The organism is Pseudomonas sp. S12(2018), from assembly GCF_024355235.1.
Lineage (GTDB): Bacteria > Pseudomonadota > Gammaproteobacteria > Pseudomonadales > Pseudomonadaceae > Aquipseudomonas > Aquipseudomonas palmensis.
Genome location: NZ_QLAD01000007.1, coordinates 85,821 through 106,290, shown reverse-complemented (window position 1 = coordinate 106,290; position 20,470 = coordinate 85,821). Strand labels below are relative to the sequence as shown.

20 protein-coding genes and 1 other RNA gene are annotated in these 20,470 nt (G+C 66.2%); 10 read left to right on the top strand and 11 right to left on the bottom strand.

Translation table 11 applies throughout. The features are described from left to right. Position 1: 1 nt before the first annotated feature. Entirely contained in the window at positions 2–451 is a 450-nt protein-coding gene (locus DN388_RS17620) for an NfeD family protein (protein ID WP_054915507.1), read from the top strand. A 71-nt stretch (positions 452–522) separates the two neighbouring features. Next, positions 523–837, top strand: a complete 315-nt coding sequence (locus DN388_RS17615) for a DUF2388 domain-containing protein (protein ID WP_043863414.1) — start codon at positions 523–525, stop codon at positions 835–837. A 62-nt stretch (positions 838–899) separates the two neighbouring features. Here the strand turns inward: DN388_RS17615 and gcvP are convergent, their stop codons facing one another. From gcvP to DN388_RS17570, 9 genes are all read right to left on the bottom strand, one after another. Then, positions 900–3,773: an aminomethyl-transferring glycine dehydrogenase gene (gcvP, locus tag DN388_RS17610; RefSeq protein WP_255001402.1), complete on the bottom strand. Its 2,874-nt coding sequence runs from the start codon at positions 3,771–3,773 to the stop codon at positions 900–902. Between the two features lie 83 nt (positions 3,774–3,856). Next, a complete protein-coding gene (gcvH, locus tag DN388_RS17605; protein ID WP_043863412.1) occupies positions 3,857–4,240 on the bottom strand; it encodes a glycine cleavage system protein GcvH in 384 nt (127 codons plus the stop codon). Positions 4,241–4,285: 45 nt separating this feature from the next. Next, entirely contained in the window at positions 4,286–5,368 is a 1,083-nt protein-coding gene (gcvT, locus tag DN388_RS17600; RefSeq protein WP_043863411.1) for a glycine cleavage system aminomethyltransferase GcvT, read from the bottom strand. Between the two features lie 118 nt (positions 5,369–5,486). Continuing rightward, entirely contained in the window at positions 5,487–7,109 is a 1,623-nt protein-coding gene (locus DN388_RS17595) for an iron ABC transporter permease (RefSeq protein WP_196932021.1), read from the bottom strand. A 151-nt stretch (positions 7,110–7,260) separates the two neighbouring features. After that, positions 7,261–8,262: an extracellular solute-binding protein gene (locus tag DN388_RS17590; RefSeq protein ID WP_043863409.1), complete on the bottom strand. Its 1,002-nt coding sequence runs from the start codon at positions 8,260–8,262 to the stop codon at positions 7,261–7,263. 105 nt (positions 8,263–8,367) lie between these two features. Further along, positions 8,368–9,585, bottom strand: coding sequence for a 2-octaprenyl-3-methyl-6-methoxy-1,4-benzoquinol hydroxylase (locus DN388_RS17585; protein ID WP_168186836.1), 1,218 nt, complete (start codon positions 9,583–9,585; stop codon positions 8,368–8,370). Positions 9,586–9,621: 36 nt separating this feature from the next. Next, positions 9,622–10,818 carry a 2-octaprenyl-6-methoxyphenyl hydroxylase gene (gene ubiH, locus DN388_RS17580; protein WP_116052403.1) on the bottom strand — a complete coding sequence of 399 codons (1,197 nt, stop codon included), beginning with the start codon at positions 10,816–10,818 and terminating at the stop codon, positions 9,622–9,624. Further along, positions 10,815–12,149 (bottom strand): Xaa-Pro aminopeptidase, encoded by a 1,335-nt coding sequence (pepP, locus tag DN388_RS17575; RefSeq protein WP_043863469.1) that lies wholly within the window; start codon positions 12,147–12,149, stop codon positions 10,815–10,817. Before pepP ends, ubiH begins: the two co-directional genes overlap by 4 nt. A gap of 26 nt (positions 12,150–12,175) precedes the next feature. Further along, positions 12,176–12,730, bottom strand: a complete 555-nt coding sequence (locus DN388_RS17570; RefSeq protein WP_043863406.1) for a YecA family protein — start codon at positions 12,728–12,730, stop codon at positions 12,176–12,178. A gap of 153 nt (positions 12,731–12,883) precedes the next feature. Here DN388_RS17570 and DN388_RS17565 point away from each other — a divergent pair, with 153 nt between their 5' ends. The 4 genes from DN388_RS17565 to DN388_RS17550 all read left to right on the top strand — a co-directional run bounded on the left by DN388_RS17565 (position 12,884) and on the right by DN388_RS17550 (position 14,296). Continuing rightward, positions 12,884–13,093, top strand: a complete 210-nt coding sequence (locus tag DN388_RS17565) for a TIGR02449 family protein (RefSeq protein WP_043863405.1) — start codon at positions 12,884–12,886, stop codon at positions 13,091–13,093. Then, positions 13,090–13,407 carry a cell division protein ZapA gene (locus DN388_RS17560; protein ID WP_043863404.1) on the top strand — a complete coding sequence of 106 codons (318 nt, stop codon included), beginning with the start codon at positions 13,090–13,092 and terminating at the stop codon, positions 13,405–13,407. Before DN388_RS17565 ends, DN388_RS17560 begins: the two co-directional genes overlap by 4 nt. Before the next feature lie 19 nt (positions 13,408–13,426). Next, positions 13,427–13,604: non-coding RNA, 6S RNA (gene ssrS, locus DN388_RS17555), on the top strand. Positions 13,605–13,690: 86 nt separating this feature from the next. Beyond that, entirely contained in the window at positions 13,691–14,296 is a 606-nt protein-coding gene (locus tag DN388_RS17550) for a 5-formyltetrahydrofolate cyclo-ligase (RefSeq protein WP_210014695.1), read from the top strand. A gap of 17 nt (positions 14,297–14,313) precedes the next feature. Here the strand turns inward: DN388_RS17550 and DN388_RS17545 are convergent, their stop codons facing one another. Then, entirely contained in the window at positions 14,314–14,436 is a 123-nt protein-coding gene (locus DN388_RS17545) for a hypothetical protein (RefSeq protein ID WP_255001640.1), read from the bottom strand. A 210-nt stretch (positions 14,437–14,646) separates the two neighbouring features. On the opposite strand from DN388_RS17545, the gene DN388_RS17540 reads away from it, so the two are divergent. The 4 genes from DN388_RS17540 (at position 14,647) to DN388_RS17525 (ending at position 19,998) form a co-directional block, all read left to right on the top strand. Beyond that, positions 14,647–15,096 carry an EVE domain-containing protein gene (locus tag DN388_RS17540; RefSeq protein WP_088514621.1) on the top strand — a complete coding sequence of 150 codons (450 nt, stop codon included), beginning with the start codon at positions 14,647–14,649 and terminating at the stop codon, positions 15,094–15,096. Positions 15,097–15,197: 101 nt separating this feature from the next. Beyond that, the gene (locus tag DN388_RS17535) at positions 15,198–16,157 is read left to right on the top strand and encodes an HlyD family secretion protein (protein ID WP_080922916.1); all 960 of its coding nucleotides are present in this window, start codon (positions 15,198–15,200) and stop codon (positions 16,155–16,157) included. Continuing rightward, on the top strand, positions 16,154–18,889 hold the full coding sequence (gene rbbA / locus DN388_RS17530) for a ribosome-associated ATPase/putative transporter RbbA (protein WP_255001388.1): 2,736 nt from the start codon (positions 16,154–16,156) through the stop codon (positions 18,887–18,889). Before DN388_RS17535 ends, rbbA begins: the two co-directional genes overlap by 4 nt. Beyond that, positions 18,889–19,998, top strand: a complete 1,110-nt coding sequence (locus DN388_RS17525) for an ABC transporter permease (RefSeq protein WP_043863399.1) — start codon at positions 18,889–18,891, stop codon at positions 19,996–19,998. Before rbbA ends, DN388_RS17525 begins: the two co-directional genes overlap by 1 nt. On the opposite strand, the gene DN388_RS17520 is transcribed toward DN388_RS17525, so the two are convergent. Further along, complete coding sequence (locus DN388_RS17520; RefSeq protein WP_054915500.1) at positions 19,999–20,409, bottom strand: flagellar basal body-associated protein FliL; 411 nt, start codon at positions 20,407–20,409, stop codon at positions 19,999–20,001. Positions 20,410–20,470 lie beyond the last annotated feature (61 nt).

Here is a 20,470-nt window from a genome sequence, read left to right as displayed (position 1 = left end):
CATGTGGGACTACCTGCAACACCTGTCGTTCTGGGACTGGCTGGCGCTCGGTACGCTGCTGCTGATCCTGGAGGTGTTCGGCGCCGGCGGCTACCTGCTGTGGATCGGGGTGGCGGCGGCGGGCGTGGGCGTGATTACCTTCGTCGTCCCGCAGCTGCCGTGGACCTTGCAGTTCCTGCTGTTCGGCCTGCTGTCGGTATTCACCGCAGTGTTCTGGTGGCACCGTCAGCGCAGCAATGCCAGCCCCAGCGATGCGCCGGGGCTGAACATGCGCGGCCAGGAACTGATCGGCCGGACCTTCGTGGTGCAGGAGGCCATCGTGGGCGGTCGCGGCAAGATCAAGGTCGGCGACGGGGTGTGGATGGTCCGCGGGCCGGACCTGCCGGTGGGCACCCCGGTGCAAGTGCTGTCGCAGGACGGCGCGATACTGCAGGTTGGCCCCGCACCGTAGGCCCTGGGGAACTTGCCTGGGGAAATCACGATCCAACGCACCATAATAGCCCCCACACTGGAGTAAGCCCCATGCGCGTCAAACTTGCGGTTGCCACCCTTGCCTTGTTGTCGCTGCCGGTTGGCTCGGCGATGGCTGATGGCTTCTGGCGTGATGTGATTTCGTCCGGTGCCACCACCGGCTCCACCTACCTGACCTTCAAGGACCACAAGCTGGTGGTGGCGGCGCAGGAAGATGCCAGCAGCTATGTGGCCAGCAACGGCCAGATCAGCGGGCCGTATCTTGAGGCTGCCATGCAGCGTGTGCGTGCCGAGCAGCCAGGGCTGCAGGTCAGCGACATGGAGCTGGCCAATGCGATCCTGGCGCAGAATGCCGTGACCGAGTAATCACCTCGCCGGCAATGCCGGCTCCTACAGGAGCCAGCCTTGTCGGCCACGAGGCCCTGGCCTCAGCGATAATCCTCCACCGGCACACACGCACAGAACAGGTTGCGGTCCCCGTACACGTTGTCCACCCGGTTCACCGCCGGCCAGTACTTGTGCAGCCGCGCATGGTGGCTCGGCGCAACACCCTGTTCGATCGAGTAAGGTCGTTCCCACACCCCCAGAACATCCGCCAAGGTATGCGGCGCCCGCTTGAGCGGGTTGTCCTCGGCTGGCCAGTTGCCGTTCTGCACCTCTGCAATCTCGGCCCGAATCTTCAGCATCGCCTCCACGAAGCGGTCCAGCTCGGCCTTGGACTCGCTCTCGGTCGGCTCCACCATCAAGGTGCCCGGCACCGGGAACGACATGGTCGGCGCATGGAACCCGTAGTCCATCAGGCGCTTGGCCACATCCTCTTCGGTGATGGCGGTCAGCGTCTTCAAGGGCCGCAGGTCGAGGATGCACTCATGCGCCACCCGCCCATTGCGCCCGCGGTACAGCACCGGGAACGCCCCGCCCAACTGCTGGGCCAGATAATTGGCCGACAGGATCGCCACCTCGCTGGCATCGGCCAGTTGCGGCCCCATCATGGCGATGTACATCCAGCTGATCGGCAGGATGCTCGCACTGCCCCAGGGCGCCGCACTGACCGCGGTGTTCTGCGGGTCGGGCCCGGGCACCGGCACCACCGGATGGCTGGCCACGAACGGTGCCAGGTGTGCACGCACGCCGATCGGGCCCATGCCCGGCCCGCCACCGCCATGGGGAATGCAGAAGGTCTTGTGCAGGTTCATGTGCGATACATCGGCACCGATGTCCGCCGGCCGCGCCAACCCGACCTGGGCATTGAGGTTGGCGCCATCCATGTACACCTGGCCACCGTGGCTGTGGATAACCTCGCAGATCTCACTGATGCCTTCCTCGTACACACCGTGGGTCGACGGGTAGGTGGCCATCAGGCAGGCCAGACGCTCACCTGCCGCCTGGGCCTTGGCCTTGAGGTCGGCCAGGTCGACGTTGCCCGCCACATCGCATTCCACGATCACCACCTGCATGCCGGCCATCTGCGCAGACGCCGGGTTGGTGCCGTGCGCCGAGGCCGGGATCAGGCAGATATCGCGCTGACCCTGCTGGCGGCTGCGGTGGTACTTGCTGATCGCCAGCAGCCCCGCGTATTCACCCTGGGCACCGGAGTTGGGTTGCATGCAGATGGCATCGAAACCGGTGATCGCGCACAGCCAGCGCTCCAGCTCGTCGATCATCGCGGTATAGCCCTGGGCCTGGGTGAGCGGCGCGAACGGGTGCAGGTTGGCGAAGGCCGGCCAGGTGATGGGGATCATCTCGCTGCTGGCGTTGAGCTTCATGGTGCACGAGCCCAGCGGGATCATCGACTGGTTGAGGGCCAGGTCCTTGTTCTCCAGCTGCTTGAGGTAACGCAGCATCTCGGTTTCGCTGTGGTGCAGGTTGAACACCGGGTGCGTCAGAAACGCCGACTGGCGCTGCAAGGCGTCGGGGATGCCGCTGTGCTGCGCCTGGGCATCCAGCTCGGCCACGCTCAGCCCATGGTCGGCGCCCAGAAAGATGCCGAACAGGCGCAGCACCGTGGCCTCGTCGCAGGTTTCATCCAGGCTTACGCCCAGGTGCCCGCGGCCCAGGATGCGCAGGTTGATCTGTGCGGCCTCGGCGCTCTGGATGATCGCGGTCTGGCTGCCGCCGACGTCCAGGGTCAGGGTGTCGAAGAAGTGCTCGTTCAAGCGCTTGAGCCCCTTGGCTTGCAGGCCGGCAGCCAGGATCACCGTGAGCCGGTGCACCCGCTGGGCGATGCGCCTGAGCCCTTCGGGCCCGTGGTACACGGCATAGAACCCGGCGATGTTGGCCAGCAGCACCTGCGCGGTGCAGATGTTGGAGTTGGCCTTCTCGCGGCGGATGTGCTGTTCGCGGGTCTGCAGGGCCATGCGCAGCGCCAGGTTGCCGCGCGCGTCCTTGGAAACGCCGATGATGCGCCCTGGCATGGCGCGCTTGAAGTCGTCGCGGCAGGCAAAGTAGGCCGCGTGCGGGCCGCCGTAGCCCATGGGCACGCCAAAGCGCTGGGTCGAGCCGAGCACCACGTCGGCGCCCTGCTCGCCCGGCGGGGTCAACAGCACCAGGCTCAGCAGGTCGGCGGCGACGCAGGCCAGCGCCTGCTGGGCATGCAGCTGCTCGATGGCCGGGCGCAGGTCGTGCACCCCGCCGTGGGTGTTGGGGTATTGCAGCAGCGCGCCGAACACCCGGTGCTTGTCCAGGTTGTCCAGCCCATCGACGATCAGCTCGAAGCCGAAGCCCTCGGCGCGGGTCTGCAATACGGACAGGGTCTGCGGGTGGCAATGTTCATCGACGAAGAACGCATTGCTGCGCGACTTGGCCATGCGCCGTGCCAGAGCCATGGCTTCGGCAGCGGCCGTCGCTTCGTCGAGCAGCGAGGCATTGGCCAGGTCCAGCCCGGTCAGGTCGATGACCATCTGCTGGTAATTGAGCAGCGCCTCCAGGCGACCCTGGGCGATCTCCGGCTGATACGGCGTATAGGCGGTGTACCAGCCGGGGTTCTCCAGCACGTTGCGCAGGATCACCGTGGGCGTCAGGGTAGCGTGGTACCCCATGCCGATCAGGCTGGTCCACACCTGGTTCTGCTCGGCGTAACCGCGCAGTTTTGCCAGGGCGGCCTGTTCATCAAGCGCCGGGGGCAGTTCCAGCGGGCGGTTCAGGCGAATGCCCGGCGGGACGGTCTGCTCGATCAGTTCACTGCGACTGCTCAGGCCCAGGGCCTGCAACATCGCCTGCTGCTCGGCCGCATCCGGGCCAAGATGACGACGCAGGAACGGGTTGGGATCCTGCAGTTGGCTCAGGGACGGCGACTGGGACATAGCGGCTCTCTCTTCCAAGACCAAGCCTCGAGGGGTCGAGGCTTATTGAGTCTAGGAAGGGATTGCCGTTCGTGCGGGAAAAACTACTCGCCGATGGCGGCCTTGTAGCCGGCGGCGTCCAGCAACTGCTCCAGCTCTGCCGGGTTGGACGGCTTGAGCTTGAAGATCCAGCTGGCGTAAGGATCGTTGTTCAGGTTCTCAGGGCTGTCGCTGAGGTCTTCGTTGACCGCGATCACTTCGCCGCTGACCGGCGCGTAGATATCCGAAGCGGCTTTCACCGACTCCACCACCCCGGCGGCATCCTTGGCCGCGAACACCTTGCCGACCTCGGCCAGTTCGACGAATACCACGTCGCCCAGGGCTTCCTGGGCGTGGTCGCTGATGCCCACGGTGACGGTACCGTCGGCTTCCAGCCTGGCCCACTCGTGGCTCTCGGCAAAACGCAGGTCGGCGGGGATATTGCTCATAGTGTCTTTCCTCAACAGGTCAGCGGTCGGCCCGCCGGAATGAATTCAGATCAGGATCTTGCCCTGGCGCACGAAGGTCGGCTTGACCACCCGTACCGGGTACCACTTGCCGCGAATTTCCACCTCGGCGCGGTCGGCGGTAGCCACCGGCACGCGGGCCAGGGCAATCGCCTTGCTCAGCGTAGGAGAGAAACTACCACTGGTGATCTCCCCTTCGCCAATCTGTGCGATTCGCACCACCTGATGCGCACGCAGTACACCGCGTTCCTCGAGCACCAGGCCGACCAGTTTCAGCTGCACGCCTGCGGCCTGTTCGGCCTCCAGCGCACGGCGTCCGATGAAGTCGCGGTCGGCCGGTTCCAGGGCGATGTTGTGGGCCAGGTTGGAGGTCAGTGGCGAGTGTGCCTCGTCGATGTCCTGTCCGTACAGCGTCATGCCCGCTTCCAGGCGCAAGGTATCGCGCGCGCCCAGCCCGCTGGGGGCAATACCGGCGCCGACCAGGTCGTTGAAGAACGCCGGGGCCTGCTCTGCCGGCAGGGTGATCTCCAGGCCGTCTTCGCCGGTGTAGCCGGTACGCGAGATGAACCAGTCGCCACTGCTGCGGCCTTCGAAGGGGGCCAGTTCACGAATCAGCGCCGCACGGTCACTGCTCACCAGTTCGGCCAACTTGTCCCGCGCATGCGGGCCCTGCACAGCGAAGATCGACAGTTCGGGACGCTCGCGCACCTGCACGTCGTAGTCGCCGATATGGGCCTGCAGCCAGGCCAGGTCCTTGTCGCGGGTGGCGGCGTTGGCCACCAGGCGGTAGCCGTCGTCGGTGCGGTAGACCAGCAGGTCGTCGATCACACCGCCCTGTTCGTTGAGCAGGGTGCTGTACAGGGCCTTGCCGTGGGCATTCGGGCTGGCCACATCGTTGGCCAGCAACCAGCGCAGCCAGGGCGTGGCCTGGGCGCCGTGCACATCGATCACGGTGAGGTGCGAGACATCGAAGACCCCGCAGTCGCGGCGCACCTGGTGGTGCTCCTCGACTTGCGAGCCGTAATGCAGGGGCATGTCCCAACCGCCAAAATCGACCATCTTGGCGCCAAGCGCCAGGTGCAGGTCATAAAGAGGCGTACGCTGTCCCATGGGTTTCTCCTTCCGGGCGTGGCGAGGCTGCGGCTGAGGGCAGCGTTTCAGCTACCCGGTGCTGATCGGCCGCAGCGAATGCCGCGCATTGTAGCCGCAAGGGCGCAGCCTTACACCCTCAGTGACTCTGACCCGGGTGACGCGCCGAACGCCTTATCAAACCGATGACCGGCAGCAGCCCCACCAGCACCAGCGTCAACGCCGGCAGCGAGGCACGCGACCACTCGCCCTCGCTGGTCATCTCGAATACCCGCACCGCCAGGGTGTCCCAACCGAACGGGCGCATCAGCAGGGTGGCGGGCATCTCCTTGAGCACATCGACGAACACCAGCAGCGCCGCGCTCAGCGCACCCGGCACCAGCAGCGGGAGATACACCTTGAAAAACAATCGCGGGCCGCTGACCCCGAGGCTGCGCGAGGCCTCCGGCAGCGAGGGCCGGATGCGCCCCAGGCTGTTTTCCAAGGGGCCGTAGGCCACGGCAATGAAGCGCACCAGATAGGCCAGCAGCAGTGCCGCCAGGCTGCCCATCAGCAGTGGCCGGCCGGCACCGCCAAGCCAGCTCGAAAGCGGCACCACCAGCTGGTTGTCGAGGTAACTGAAGGCCAGCATGATCGACACCGCCAATACCGAGCCGGGCAAGGCGTAGCCCAGGTTGGCCAGGCTGACCCCGGCGCGCACCACACGGGTGGGGGCCTGACGTCGGGCAAACGCCAGCAGCAGTGCCACCGCCACGGTGATCAGCGCAGCCATGGCGCCCAGGTACAGGGTATGCAGGATGAGCGCGCCATAGCGCTCGTCGAGGTCGAAACGCCCGCGCTGCCAGAACCACACCAGCAACTGCAGCACCGGGATAACGAACGCGCAGGCGAACACCAGCAGGCACCAGCTGCTGGCAGCCAGCGCCTTGACCCCGTGCAGGTGGTACAGCGCCGCCACCCGGGGCCTCTCGTTGCTGCTGCGTACCGCACCGCGGGCCCGGCGCTCGCCGTACAGCACCAGCATGACGGCCAGCAGCAACAGGCTGGCGAGCTGGGCGGCGCTGGAGAGGCTGAAGAAGCCGTACCAGGTCTTGTAGATGGCGGTGGTGAAGGTGTCGAAGTTGAACACGGCCACCGCGCCGAAGTCGGCCAGGGTTTCCATCAGCGCCAGCGCCACGCCCGCGCCGATCGCCGGCCGCGCCATGGGCAGGGCCACGCGCCAGAAGGCTTGCAGCGGCGATTGCCCGAGCACCCGCGCTGCTTCCATCAGGCCCTTGCCCTGGGCCAGGAAGGCGGTACGTGCCAGCAGGTAGACATAGGGGTAGAACACCAGCACCAGCACGATGATCACACCGCCGGTGGAGCGCACGCGCGGCAGGCGCATGGGGCCGAACCATTCGCGCAGCAGGGTTTGCACCGGGCCGGAGAAGTCCAGCAAACCGACGAAGACGAACGCCAGCACATAGGCGGGGATGGCGAAGGGCAGCATCAATGCCCAGTCGAGCCAGCGTCGGCCGGGGAATTCGCACAGGCTGGTGAGCCAGGCCAGGCTCACGCCCAGCACGGTGACGCCGACGCCCACGCCGAGGATCAAGGTCAGGGTGTTGCCCAACAGGCGGCTCATCTGGGTGTCGAGCAGGTGCGACCAGATCTGCAGGTCGATGCTCTGCCACGACAGCACCAGCACGCTCAGCGGCAGCAGCACCAGCGCGCAGACGGTGAAGACCAGGGGGTACCAGCGGCGTTGGGCGGGGTGTGACACGGGGGGAGATCTCTGGAGAAGGTGAGAGCGACCGCGTTGCGGTCTATCGCGGGTCAAGCCCGCTCCCACAAGGGCCACGGTGATCCCTGTAGGAGCGGGCTTGACCCGCGATGGGCCCCGACAGGGGCCCCGCAAGAATAAAGCCTTGCGCTCAGTTCCAGCCAGCCCGATCCATCAGGCGAATCGCTTCAGCCTGACGCTTGCCCGCCACTTCCACCGGCAGGCTGTCGGCCTTGAACTTGCCCCACGCCGCCACTTCTGCCGAAGGTTCCACCTTGGGGTTGGCCGGGAACTCCTGGTTCACATCGGCGAAGATCTTCTGCGCCTGCGGCCCGGTCATCCACTCCACCAGCTTGATCGCGGCCTCCTTGTGCGGCGCGTGCCGGGTCAAGCCGATGCCCGACAGGTTGACGTGCACGCCACGGTCGGCCTGGTTGGGCCAGAACAGCTTGATCGGCAGTTGCGGCTGCTCCTTGTGCAGGCGGCCATAGTAGTAGGTATTGACGATGCCCACGTCGCACTGCCCGGCCTCGATGGCCTTGAGCACTGCCACGTCATCCGAGAACACGTCGGTGGACAGGTTGTTCACCCAGCCCTTGAGGATCTCTTCGGTCTTCTCGGCGCCGTGGGTTTCGATCAGGGTCGCGGTCAGCGACTGGTTGTAGACCTTCTTGGCGGTACGCAGGCACAAGCGCCCTTCCCATTCCTTGCCGGCCAGCGCCTCGTAGGTGCTCAGCTCCTCGGGCTTGACCCGGTCGGTGGCGTAGGCAATGGTCCGCGCGCGCAGGCTCAGGCCGGTCCAGTCATGGGACGAAGCGCGATACTGCGGGGGAATGTTGGCGTCGATCACGGCCGACTTGATCGGCTGCAGGATACCCATCTGCTCGGCCTGCCAGAGGTTGCCGGCATCCACGGTCAGCAGCAGGTCGGCGGTGGCGTTGCTGCCCTCGGCCTTGATGCGCTGCATCAACGGCGCTTCCTTGTCGGTGATGAACTTGACCTTGACCCCGGTTTCCTTGGTGTAGGCATCGAATACCGGCTTGATCAGCTCGTCGATGCGCGAGGAATACACCACCACCTCGTCCGCCGCCTGTGCGGTACCGCCCAGCAGGGTGAGCGCCAGGGCGGCGAGTAGATGCTTGCGTGGCAACATGAAGGCGGTCCTCGGAATGCGGGAGAGGCGCAAATGGTAGTGAATGCCATTTGCCTTCTCAACCGAACTGCCAAGGGAGGAGTTACCAGATGTTGCGGTGCCGCCTCAGGCCCGTGCCAGCTCCGGCAGGTCGCCGCTCAGCCCCAGCGCCTGGCGCACGAACAGCGCCTTGGCCTCCGGCAGTTGCTCCACCCACTTCAGGCCACTGTTGCGCAGCCAGCGCAGCGGCAGCGGGTCGGCCTGGAACAGTCGCTCGAAGCCCTCCATTGCGGCCATCAAGGCCAGGTTGTGCGGCATGCGCCGTCGTTCGTAGCGGCTCAGCACGCGCACGTCGGCCAGGCGCTCGCCGCGCTCATGGGCATGCTGCAGCACTTCGGCCAGCACCGCCGCGTCCAGAAAGCCAAGGTTCACGCCCTGCCCGGCCAGCGGGTGAATGGTATGTGCCGCATCGCCGATCAACGCCAGGCCCTCGGCCACGTAGCGCTTGGCATGGCGCTGGCGCAGCGGTACGCACAGCCGTGGGTCGGCCGCCAGCACCGTGCCCAGGCGGCCCTCGAAGGCCCGCTCCAGCTCGGCGCAGAAGGCTTCGTCCGGCAGGGCCATGAGGCGCTCGGCCTGCGCAGGCGTGGTCGACCACACGATGGAGCACCAGTGCTGCTGGCCGTCGCGCAGCAGTGGCAGAAACGCCAGCGGGCCGTCATCGGTGAAGCGCTGCCAGGCTGTGGCCTGGTGCGGCTCGGCACAGTGCACGCTGGTCACGATGGCGTGGTGCAGGTAGTCCCACTCACGGGTTTGGCAGCCGGTCAGGCGGCGCACCGCCGAGTTGGCGCCGTCAGCCGCAATCACCAGCGGCGCGCGCAGGGTGCGGCCATCGGCCAGGGTCAGCAGCCAGTCGTCGCCACTGCGGCGCATCTGCTCCAGGCGGGCGTTGGCCAGCAGGCCGATCTCGCTGTCGTGCAGGCGCTGCAGCAGACCGTCCTGCACCACGCGGTTCTCGACGATGTGGCCGAGCACCTCGGCGTGCACGCTGGCGGCCGAAAAGTGGATCTGCCCGGTGCCGCTGCCGTCCCACACGTGCATGTCCGAATACGGGCTCAGGCGCCGCTCGCGGATGTGCTGCCAGGCGCCCACGCGCTCGAGGATGCGCTGGCTGGCCATCGACAGCGCGCTGACTCGCGGCTCGAAGGGCGCCTGTGCATCGAACGGCTTGACCGTCAGGGGGCTGCCGTCGAGCAGCAGGATGTCCAGGCCACTGTGCTGCAAGGCCAGGGCCAGGGCGCTACCGACCATTCCGGCACCGACAATCAACAGATCTGCGCGCATTTCCATGCTTTCAAGCCCGATAAAGAGAAGAAGGGGTCATTGGCCAGGCTGGTCCGGGCGTGTACCCAGGCCCATGGCCTGGCGGGCGAACCAGCGCTTGGCCGGGGGCAGCAGGTCCAGGCCCAGCAGGCCCAGGTTGCGCCCGGTGGCGAGCAACGGCTGGCCGCTGCCGAACAACCGCGTGACCTTGTCGGAGAAGCCCACGGTCAGGTCCTGGTCCAGGCGCTGGCGCTCGCGGTAGGCCTGCAGGGTCGCCAGGTCGCCTGGTACTTCGGGCCCGGCCAGCAGACCGTCGGCCAGCGACTGCACGTCGCGCAGCGACAGGTTGAAACCCTGCCCGGCAATCGGATGCAGGCTGTGCGCGGCGTTGCCCAGCACCACCAGGTGCGAGCGCACCTGCTCCTGGGCCTCTACCAGCGACAGCGGGTAGAGGTGACGCGCGCCCACCTGGCGCAAGGTGCCCAGACGGTAGCCGAACACGCCTTGCAGCTCGGCCAGGAAGGCTCGCTCGTCGATCTCGGCCAGCCGTCTGGCATCCATTCCGGCACGGGTCCAGACCAGCGCGCAGCGGTTTTCCGGCAGCGGCAGCAAGGCCATCGGGCCGTCATCGGTGAAGCGTTCGAACGCCTGCCCGCAATGGGCCTCGCTCGGGGTGATGTTGGCGATCAGCGCACTCTGGTTGTACGGACGCTGGCTGACGTGGATGCCCAACTGCTCGCGCAGCCCGGAACGCCCGCCGTCGGCCAGTACCGCCAGGTCGCAGTCCACCGTGGTGTCGTCATCCAGTGTCAGGCGGTAGCCGTCGGCCAGCGGCTGCATCGCGCTGACCTGCGCCGGGCAGCGCCAAGTCACCACCTCGGCATCCAGCCCCTGCCACAGGCACTGGCCGAGCCAGGCGTTCTCGACCACGTAGCCGAGTGCCGGCACGCCTTCTTCCAGGGCGTCCAGGCGGGTGGCGCCAAAGCGGCCACGGTCGGACACCTGGATCTGGCGGATCGGTTCGGCGCGGCGGCTGATCGGCTGCCACAGGCCCAGACGCTCGTAGATCTGCCGGGTGCCGTAGGAAAGCGCCGAGGACCGTGCGTCGTAACTGGGCTGGAAGCTGTCGCCGGGGGCGAACGGCTCGATCAGCAGGATCTTCCAGCCACGCGCCCTGGCCCCGGCCTGCAGGGCCAGCGCCAGGCTGGCACCGACCAGGCCGCCACCGATGATGGCAAGGTTGACCCGGCTCATGCGGCGTGGCTGCGTGCAGCCGCCATCAATGCTTCGATTTCGGCCACCGTGCGCGGTACGCCGGAGGTCAGGATTTCACAGCCCTGCTTGGTCACCACTACGTCGTCCTCGATTCGTACGCCGATACCGCGCCACTTCTTCGCGACGCTCTGGTTGTCGGCAGCAATGTAGATGCCCGGCTCCACCGTCAGGGCCATGCCCGGCTCCAGCACGCGCCACTGGTCGGCGACCTTGTACTCGCCGACGTCGTGCACATCCAGCCCCAGCCAGTGACCGGCGCGGTGCATGTAGAAGGCCCGATGGGCCTCGGCCTCGATCAGCGCCGGCACGTCGCCCTTGAGCAGCCCCAGCTCCACCAGCCCTTCGGTGATCACCTGCACGGTGGCCTCGTGGGCATGGTTCCAGTGCTTGCCCGGTGCAATCGCGGCAAAGGCTGCAGCCTGGGCCTTGAGCACCAGCTCGTAGATCGCTTTCTGCTCCGGCGAGAAGCGCCCGCTGACCGGGAAGGTGCGGGTGATGTCGCTGGCGTAGCAGTCGATCTCGCACCCGGCGTCGATCAGTACCAGGTCGCCGTCCTTGAGCAGGGCGTCGTTCTGCTGGTAATGCAGGATGCAGGCGTTGCGACCCGATGCCACGATCGAGCCGTAGGCCGGCATCTTCGCCCCGCCCTTGCGGAACTCGTAGTCCAGCTCGGCCTCCAGGCTGTATTCGTGCAACCCGGCGCGGCAGGCCTGCATGGCCCGCACATGGGCGCGTGCCGAAATCGCCGCGGCCTCGCGCATCACCTTCACTTCCGTGGCCGATTTATACAGGCGCATGTCGTGCAGCAGATGATCCAGCGCAACGAACTCGTTCGGTGGCTGGGCGCCGAGGTTGGCCTTGGAGCGGATCACGTTGATCCACTCCATCAGGTGGCGGTCGAATTCGGGGTGGCTGCCCATGGCCGAGTACACCCGGTCGCGGCCTTCGATCAGGCCCGGCAGGATGTCGTCGATGTCGGTGATGGGGAACGCATCGTCCGCGCCGTATTCGCGTATCGCGCCTTCCTGGCCAGCGCGCAGGCCGTCCCACAGCTCGCGCTCGGGGTTGCGCTCGCGGCAGAACAGCACGTACTCACCGTGCTCGCGGCCGGGGATCAGCGCAATCACCGCCTCGGGCTCCGGGAAGCCGCTGAGGTACTGGAAGTCGCTGTCCTGGCGGTACACATGCTCCACGTCGCGGTTGCGAATGGCCACCGCGGCCGCGGGCAGGATGGCAATGCTGTTGGGTTCCATCTGCGCCATCAGCGCCTTGCGACGACGGGCATACTCCGCTTTGGGGATATGGGCTATTGGCACGAGGAACCCCTGTTCGGCATTTAGTGCAAGGAAGGCTTGGGCGCAGGCGCCTGTGGCTTGGCCAGCTCGGAGAACAGCAGCATCGGTGCGACGCGCAGGTACTCCATCACTTCCATATAGTCGCTTTCGCCGTCTTCGGATTCTTCCAGTGCATCCTGGACCTGGGAAATGGCGTCCAGGTCACCCAGCACTTCCTTGGCTTCGGCACTCAGGCTCAGGCCTGCCGAGTTGAGGCCGAAGCCGTACAGGAAGCCTTTGCACCACTCGCCCAGGGCGATGGCACGCTCGGTCAGCGGGGCATCGTCGGTGGGCAGCAACAGCACGACGGTGACTTCTTCGCCGGTGAGTTCGCCCTTGACCATCTCCTGCAGGCCGATCAAAGCGTTACGAACATTGTCTACAGGATCGACTTCCAGCAGGTGGGCCGCATCGGCCAACCAGCCGTCGGCATCGAAGCCGGCGCCGGCGCAGCTGCGCCCGAGCAACAAGCCGTGAAGCTCGGCAGGCGAAACAGGGTGACCGTTGCTGGTGAGCAAGGTGGCAAAAGCGGTGTATGGCGAATTCGTAATGGGCATGGGCAGCTAGGCGCCAGACGGCGCAATGACTAGAATGAAGGCCTTGTATCCTAGCACCGGCAGGCGCGCCAAGACCATCGACGCCGCCAATTCGGGGCATGCCGGAACTTAATGAGCGGGTAAGACCCGTCTGACAAAAGCGAGTGGCACGTCATGCCAGAGAACGACCTGCAAGCGCTGATGGGCCGATTCGAGCTGTTGATCGAACGTGTCGAGCAACTAAAGCGGCAAAATGCACTCCTATTAGCTCAGGAAAAATCCTGGCGCGAGGAGCGCGCCCACCTCATCGAAAAAAACGAGATCGCCCGGCGTAAGGTCGAATCGATGATTTCGCGGCTCAAGGCCCTGGAGCAAGACTCATGAGTTCAAGCAATAGCGTCACCGTTCAGATCCTCGACAAGGAGTATTCGATCATCTGCCCGCCGGAAGAGCGCAGCAACCTGGTCAGCGCAGCGCGCTACCTGGACAGCAAGATGCGCGAGATCCGCAGCAGCGGCAAGGTGATCGGCGCCGACCGTATCGCGGTGATGGCGGCGCTGAACATCACCCACGACCTGCTGCACAATCAGGAGCGCCCGCAGGCGCCCACCGGCGGTGCCACCCGTGAACAGGTGCGCGACCTGCTCGAACGTGTCGATCAGGCATTGGCCGACGACGCGGGTTCAAAACCGGCCTGAGTTTCGGGTATACTCCGACCACTCCCTGGAGTGCTTGCCAGTCGGTCATGTCCCTGAGCCGATACGCACAACCACGGGGGTTGCACGTGGGGCCGGTGTGCATGTCCGCTTGACGGAAAGCCTTAACGCCTCCTGTAATCTCCACCTTGAACTTTCGGGTTCAAGGGCTACACCGACAGCGGTTCGTCGGGGAGCCTGAATTCTCCAGCCTGCGCCCACCCAGCGGCGCACGCACATGCACTGCCACCCCTGCGTGGCAGTCGCCCCAGGGACCGCCCGTGCCATGACCGACACCGCGCCGCTTACCCGCCCCCAACTTCGTCGTCTGCTCCGTGATGCCCGCCGTGCCCTCAGCCCGGCCGAACAGCGCCGTGCCGCGCGCGGTCTGTACCGGCAACTGGCGCAGCACCCGCTGTTTCGTCGTGCCCGGCACATTGCCCTGTACCTGCCCAACGACAGCGAGATCGACCCGCGCCTGCTGCTGCGCGAAGCTCAACGTCGAGGCAAGCATACCTACCTGCCGGTGCTGCACGCCTGGCCCAGAACCCGCATGGCCTTCCAGCGCTTCGAGCACGGTGAAAAACTGCGCCCCAACCGCTTCCGCATCCCCGAACCACGCATCAACCTCACACGCCAGCGACCCACCTGGGCACTGGACCTGATCCTGCTGCCGCTGGTGGGTTTCGACGAGACGGGTGGGCGACTGGGCATGGGCGGCGGGTTCTATGACCGCAGCCTGGCGTACCAGGGGCGGCGCAAGGCCTGGAAGAAACCCCTGCTGCTGGGGCTGGCGCACGAATGCCAGAAAGTGGAACGACTGGCCCAGGCCAGTTGGGACGTGCCGCTGCAGGGCACGGTATCGGACAGGGGGTGGTACCTGGCACCCTGAAACGGGCGCCGCAAGGCTCAACGCTTGACGGGGGTCGGGGCGGCCGGCATCTCGTAGGCGGCTGTTTCGAGTTTCTGTTCCCACAGGCTTTGTGCATAGCCGGTGGTGACCACACCCAGGCCAAACAGAAAAACGAGCACCCAGAGCAAATCCGGTTTGCGATTCATCGATTGCCCCCCTCAGGCAAACTCATCACGATGACAGCAACGGTTTTTATTATGCCGTGCAGCAGCGTCAAGCTTAAAATGCGCGCATTCTCCGACAACCTGGTGCCACACGCAAACGTTGACGCCAACCGGCTGTCGGTTTCATGCAACAGGTTATTTCAAACTTTGTCTGGAGCGTCAACGATGGCCTACTGGCTGATGAAATCCGAGCCCGACGAGCTTTCGATCGAAGACCTCGCCCGCCTCGGCCAGGCGCGCTGGGACGGGGTGCGCAACTACCAGGCGCGCAACTTCATGCGCGCCATGGCGGTGGGCGACCTGTTCTTCTTCTACCACTCCAGCTGCCCCGAGCCCGGCATCGCCGGTATTGCCCGCATCACCACCGCCGCCTACCCCGACCCCACCGCACTGGACCCCGAGAGCCACTACTTCGACGCCAAGGCAAGCGCCGAGAAGAACCCGTGGAGCGCAGTGGACGTAGAGCATGTGGAAACCATGCGCAAGGTGCTGGGCCTTGGCTACCTCAAGCAACAGGCGGCACTGGCCGAACTGCCACTGGTACAGAAGGGCAGCCGCCTGTCGGTGATGCCGGTGACGGACGAACAATGGGCCGCGGTGCTCGCACTACGTTAATTTCGCGTAAGATGCCCACTCGTTTGATACGTATCAACCCGCCACGGTAGGCAAAACGTCAGACTCTGACGTCAAACGCAGCAGGATGCAGGTGCATGTCGATGAGCCAACACACCCCCAAACTCTTTGCCGGCGCGCTGATTGCGCTGCTGGTGGCAGCCGGCGGCCTGGGCTACTGGAAGTCCATGCACGACCGTCTGCCCGAAGGCCTGAGCATGGGCAACGGTCGCCTTGAGGCCACCGAGGTGCAGATCGCCACCAAAGTGCCGGGGCGCTTGGCCGAAGTGCTGGCCGACGAGGGCGACGTGGTGCACAAGGGCCAACTGCTGGCGCGCATCGACACCCGCACCATGGAGGCCCAGCGCAACCAGGCCGAAGCCGAAGTGCTGCGTGCCCGCGAGAACTACGCGGCCGCCCAGGCCACCGTGCAGCTGCGCCAGAGCGAACAGCTGCTGGCCAGCCAGGAACTCAAGCGCGTGCGCGAACTGTTCCAGCGCAAGTACTCCAGCCAGCAATTGCTCGACCAGCAGCAGGCCCGCTACGACACCAGCAATTCAGCCGTGGTGGCAGCGCGAGCGCAACTCGCGGCAATCAAGGCCGCCATCGGTGCCGCCGAGGCCCAGGTGGCCCAGCTCACCAGCGAAATCGACGACAGCAGCCTGCGCGCGCCCATCGATGGCGTGATCCAGCTGCGTCTGGCCGAACCGGGCGAAGTGCTCGGGGCCGGCGGGCGCGTACTGCTGCTGATCGACCCCAGCGACCAGTACATGAACCTCTATCTGCCCGCCTCCACCACCGGCAAACTGACCGTGGGCGACCAGGCGCGCATCGTGCTCGATGCCCTGCCCGACCGCGCGCTGCCGGCCAAGATCAGCTTCGTGGCAGCCAAGGCGCAGTTCACCCCCAAGCAGGTGGAAACCCGTGACGAGCGCCAGAAGCTGGTGTTTCGCGTCAAGCTGCGCCTGACCGAGCCCAGCGCGGTGCCCCAGGCCAAGCCGGGCATGCCCGGCGCCGGCTATGTGCGTAGCGCCCCCGTGGACTGGCCGGCCAACCTGCAATGACGGCCCTGGCGCTGCAGGCGCGTGGCATCAGCCACCGCTACGGCTCCCTCGAGGCCCTGCAAAACATCTGCTTTGAACTGCCGGCAGGCACCCGCTGCGGCCTGATCGGCCCGGACGGTGCGGGCAAGTCGAGCCTGCTGGGGCTGATTGCCGGGGTCAAGAAGCTGCAACAGGGCGAGTTGCAGGTGCTGGACGGCTCGATCCGCCAGCGCCGCCACCGCAACAGCCTGTACCCGCGCATCGCCTTCATGCCCCAGGGCCTGGGCGGCAACCTGTACCCAGAGCTGTCGATCAGCGAGAACATCCGCTTCTTCGCCACGCTGTTCGGCCTGAGCCGTTCCGAGTGCGACACGCGCATGCACGCGCTGCTGCTGGCCACCGACCTGGAACGCTTTGCCGAGCGCCCGGCAGGCAAGCTCTCCGGGGGCATGAAGCAGAAACTCGGGCTGTGCTGCGCACTGATCCACGAGCCCGACCTGCTGATTCTCGACGAGCCCACCACCGGCGTCGACCCGCTGTCGCGCCGGCGCTTCTGGGAGCTGGTGGAGCAGGTGCGCGGCGAGCGTCCGCAACTGACCCTGCTGGTGGCCACCGCCTACATGGAAGAGGCCGAACAGTTCGAGCACTGTCTGATGCTCGACCGTGGTCGCCTGATCGCCCAGGGGCTGAGCCGCGAGCTGGCCGGCGCCACCGCCAGCGGCAAGCTGGACGACGCCTTCACCTGCTACCAGAGCCAGCAGCAGGATGACCGCAGCCGCACCCAGGCGCCGCTGGTGATCCCGCCACGCCCGGCCGACGACGGCGACATCGCCATCGAGGCCCATGAACTGACCCTGCGCTTCGGCGACTTCACCGCAGTGAACAAGGTCAGCTTCGCCATCGGCCGTGGCGAGATCTTCGGTTTCCTGGGCTCCAACGGCTGTGGCAAGACCACCACCATGAAGGTGCTCACCGGCCTGATGCCGGCCAGCGAAGGCAGCGCCACCCTGCTCGGCCGCCCGGTCGACGCCAAGGACCTGGCCACGCGCAAGCGCGTCGGCTTCATGTCTCAGAGCTTTTCGCTGTATGGCGAACTGAGCGTGCGTCAGAACCTCGAGCTGCACGCACGCCTGTTCGACCTGAACAAGGCCGACAGCACCCCGCGCATCGCCGAACTGATCGAGCGCTTCGACCTGGGCGACATTGCCGACCAGCAGTCCGGCGCCCTGCCGCTGGGCCTGCGCCAGCGCCTGTCGCTGGCCGTGGCGGTGCTGCACCGGCCTGAAGTGCTGATCCTCGACGAACCCACCTCCGGCGTCGACCCGGCCGCACGCGACGACTTCTGGCGCCTGCTGATCGAGCTGTCCCGCGAGCAGGGCGTGACCATCTTCCTGTCCACCCACTTCATGAACGAGGCGCTGCGCTGCGATCGCATCTCGCTGATGCATGCCGGCCGTGTGCTGGCCTGCGATACCCCGGCCGCGCTGCAACAGCAGTTCGGCGGCCAGACCCTGGAAGACGCCTTCGTCACCTGCCTGGAACAGGCGCAGAACAGCAGCCCGGCGCCGACCGAGGCCCAACCGGTGAGCACCACCGCCGAAGCCGCCAGCCCGCCGCCCCGCAGCGGCTTCAGCTTCGTGCGGCTGTTCGCGGTAGCCACCCGCGAAGGCAAGGAGCTGCTGCGCGACAAGGTGCGCCTGGCCTTCGCCCTGCTCGGTGCGCTGTTCATGATGGTGATCTTCGGCTATGGCATTTCGCTGGACGTGGAGAACCTGGCATTCGCGGTCTACGACCAGGACCAGAGCCCGCAAAGCCGTCTGTACCTGGAAGCGTTTCGCGGCTCGCGCTACTTCGCCGAGCAGGCGCCGATCCGCGACGCCGCGCAACTGCACAAGCGCCTGCAACGCTCGGAAATCAAGCTGGCGCTGGAGATTCCCCCCGGCTTTGGCCGCGACCTGAATGCCGGGCGCCAGCCGGTGGTGGCGGCCTGGCTCGATGGCGGCATGCCGTTTCGCGCCGAAACCAGCCGCAACTATGTGGAGGCCGTGCACCAGGCCAACCTCGAACAGCTCGCCGCGCTGAGCAGCCGCGCACAGCCAGGCCTGGCAGCGGTAAAGCTTGAAACCCGCTTTCGCTACAACCAGGACGTGATCAGCGTGAACGCCATCGGCCCCGGGGTGATGGCGCTGATCCTGGCATTCATTCCCGCGATGCTCACGGCACTGGGCATCGTGCGTGAAAAAGAGCTGGGCTCGATCACCAACTTCTACGCCACGCCGCTCACGCGCCTGGAGTTCCTGCTCGGCAAGCAGGCCCCGTACCTGCTGGTGAGCCTGGTCAACCTGGCGTTGCTGGTGGCGATGAACCGCTGGCTGTTCGGCGTGCCCTTCAAGGGCAGCGCGCTGGCCCTGGCCTGCGGCGGGGTGCTGTACCTGCTGGCCACCACCAGCCTGGGGCTGCTGATCTCGGCATTCACCCGCACCCAGATCGCGGCGATCCTGGGCACCATGATCATCACCAGCCTGCCGACCATCCAGTTCTCCGGGCTGATCGTGCCGCGCTCTTCTCTCGATGGCGCGGCAGCACTGATGGGCCAGCTGTTCCCGGCCGGCTACTTCCTCGACATTGCCGTCGGCACCTTCACCAAGGCCCTGGACCTGTGCGAACTATGGCCGCAGTGCCTGGCCCTGTTCGGGTTCTTCGCCGGCTTCACCGGGCTGAGCCTGATCATGCTGAAAAAGCAGGAGGTCTGATGCAGCGCCTGGCCCATATCTACCGCCTCGGTCTCAAGGAGCTGACCAGCCTGCGCCACGACAGCGTGCTGCTGCTGTTTCTGCTGTATGCCTTCAGCGTGGCCATCTACATGCCCGCCGCCGGCTCGGTGATCGGCGTGCACAACGCCAGCGTGGCCATCGTCGACGAAGACCACAGCCTGGTCTCACGCAAGCTGGGCGAGGCGCTGCAACCGCCGGAGTTCCAGCCGGCGGTGACGCTGCCCTACGACCAGCTCGACCAGGCCATGGACAGCGGCCAGTACACCTTCGTGATCAATATCCCGGTGAACTTCCAGAGCGACCTGCTGGCCGGGCGCACCCCGGAACTGCAGGTGAACGTCGACGCCACCGCCATGAGCCAGGCGTTCATGGGCGCCGGCTACATCGGGCGGATCTTCGAACGCGAGCTGCTCGACTACGCCAAGCAGGCCGTGCAGAGCCCGGCGCTGCTGAGCCCACGGGCGCTGTTCAACCCCAACCTGGAGGGCGGCTGGTTTCTGGCGGTGATCCAGATCGTCAACAACATCACCATCCTGGCCATCGTGCTGACCGGCACTGCGCTGCTGCGCGAACGCGAGCATGGCACCCTCGACCACCTGCTGGTACTGCCACTGACGGCACTGGAAATCATGCTGGCCAAGATCGGCAGCAACGCGCTGGTGGTGGTGCTGTGCACCTGGGTGTCGCTGGAGGTGGTGGTCAAGGGGGCATTGGGAGTGCCGCTGGCCGGCTCCATGGGGTTGTTCCTGGGCGTGACCGCGCTGTACCTGTTCGCCAGCACCGCGCTGGGGATCTTCCTCGCCACACTGGCGCGCTCGACCCCGCAGTTCGGCTTGCTGGCGATCCCGGTGATCATCCCGATGCTGTTGCTGTCGGGCGGCAGCACGCCGCTGGACAGCATGCCGCAATGGCTGCAGTGGGTGATGCAACTGTCACCCTCCACCCACTTCGTCAGCCTGGGTGCCGCGATCCTGTTCCGCGACGCCGACGCATCGGTGGTGTGGCCGGACCTGCTGGCGCTGGCGGCGATCGGCCTGGCGTTCTTTGCGATCGCCCTGGCACGCTTTCGCCGCAGCCTGGCCTCGTGACTACTGCACGATCAGGTTGTTGAACAGCAGGTCGGCCACCACCGGCCGGCCTTCTTCGCCGTTGAGCACCTGCTGCACCTGCTTGAGGGCTTCCTGGCGAAGGTGTTCCTTGGCCTCGACGTTGCTCATGCCGTCCAGGCTCTGCTGGGTGAACAGGGCCACCAGCTGGTTGCGGATCAGCGGTTCGTGGTGCTTGACCGCGGCCGCATCCACATCGTTGTCCACGCGCAACGCCACATCGGCCTTGTACACGCGCAGCTTGGGGCCGCCATCAAGGGCATAGTTGCCCACCAGTGGCGGGGTCAGGGAGATGTACGACACCTTCGGCGCGCCCTCTCCGTCCTTGGCTTCTTCGGCCATGGCCGCCGCTGGCAGCATCAGGGCCAGTACCATCAAGATCCACGCTTTCACCAATTCGCTCCTCAAACAGTTGGCGCCAGCATACCCAGCGCCTTCGCCAAACCCAAGCCCG

What these genes read in the sequence shown, in the direction of transcription:
- DN388_RS17565 (WP_043863405.1), top strand. Translation starts at nt 12,884, where the DNA reads ATGCCAGAGAACGACCTGCAAGCGCTGATGGGCCGATTCGAGCTGTTG.
- DN388_RS17590 (WP_043863409.1), bottom strand. Translation starts at nt 8,262, where the DNA reads ATGTTGCCACGCAAGCATCTACTCGCCGCCCTGGCGCTCACCCTGCTG.
- DN388_RS17615 (WP_043863414.1), top strand. Translation starts at nt 523, where the DNA reads ATGCGCGTCAAACTTGCGGTTGCCACCCTTGCCTTGTTGTCGCTGCCG.
- gcvP (WP_255001402.1), bottom strand. Translation starts at nt 3,773, where the DNA reads ATGTCCCAGTCGCCGTCCCTGAGCCAACTGCAGGATCCCAACCCGTTC.
- DN388_RS17620 (WP_054915507.1), top strand. Translation starts at nt 2, where the DNA reads ATGTGGGACTACCTGCAACACCTGTCGTTCTGGGACTGGCTGGCGCTC.
- gcvH (WP_043863412.1), bottom strand. Translation starts at nt 4,240, where the DNA reads ATGAGCAATATCCCCGCCGACCTGCGTTTTGCCGAGAGCCACGAGTGG.
- DN388_RS17550 (WP_210014695.1), top strand. Translation starts at nt 13,691, where the DNA reads ATGACCGACACCGCGCCGCTTACCCGCCCCCAACTTCGTCGTCTGCTC.
- DN388_RS17540 (WP_088514621.1), top strand. Translation starts at nt 14,647, where the DNA reads ATGGCCTACTGGCTGATGAAATCCGAGCCCGACGAGCTTTCGATCGAA.
- DN388_RS17525 (WP_043863399.1), top strand. Translation starts at nt 18,889, where the DNA reads ATGCAGCGCCTGGCCCATATCTACCGCCTCGGTCTCAAGGAGCTGACC.
- ubiH (WP_116052403.1), bottom strand. Translation starts at nt 10,818, where the DNA reads ATGAGCCGGGTCAACCTTGCCATCATCGGTGGCGGCCTGGTCGGTGCC.
- gcvT (WP_043863411.1), bottom strand. Translation starts at nt 5,368, where the DNA reads ATGGGACAGCGTACGCCTCTTTATGACCTGCACCTGGCGCTTGGCGCC.
- DN388_RS17560 (WP_043863404.1), top strand. Translation starts at nt 13,090, where the DNA reads ATGAGTTCAAGCAATAGCGTCACCGTTCAGATCCTCGACAAGGAGTAT.
- DN388_RS17570 (WP_043863406.1), bottom strand. Translation starts at nt 12,730, where the DNA reads ATGCCCATTACGAATTCGCCATACACCGCTTTTGCCACCTTGCTCACC.
- DN388_RS17535 (WP_080922916.1), top strand. Translation starts at nt 15,198, where the DNA reads ATGAGCCAACACACCCCCAAACTCTTTGCCGGCGCGCTGATTGCGCTG.
- rbbA (WP_255001388.1), top strand. Translation starts at nt 16,154, where the DNA reads ATGACGGCCCTGGCGCTGCAGGCGCGTGGCATCAGCCACCGCTACGGC.
- DN388_RS17585 (WP_168186836.1), bottom strand. Translation starts at nt 9,585, where the DNA reads ATGCGCGCAGATCTGTTGATTGTCGGTGCCGGAATGGTCGGTAGCGCC.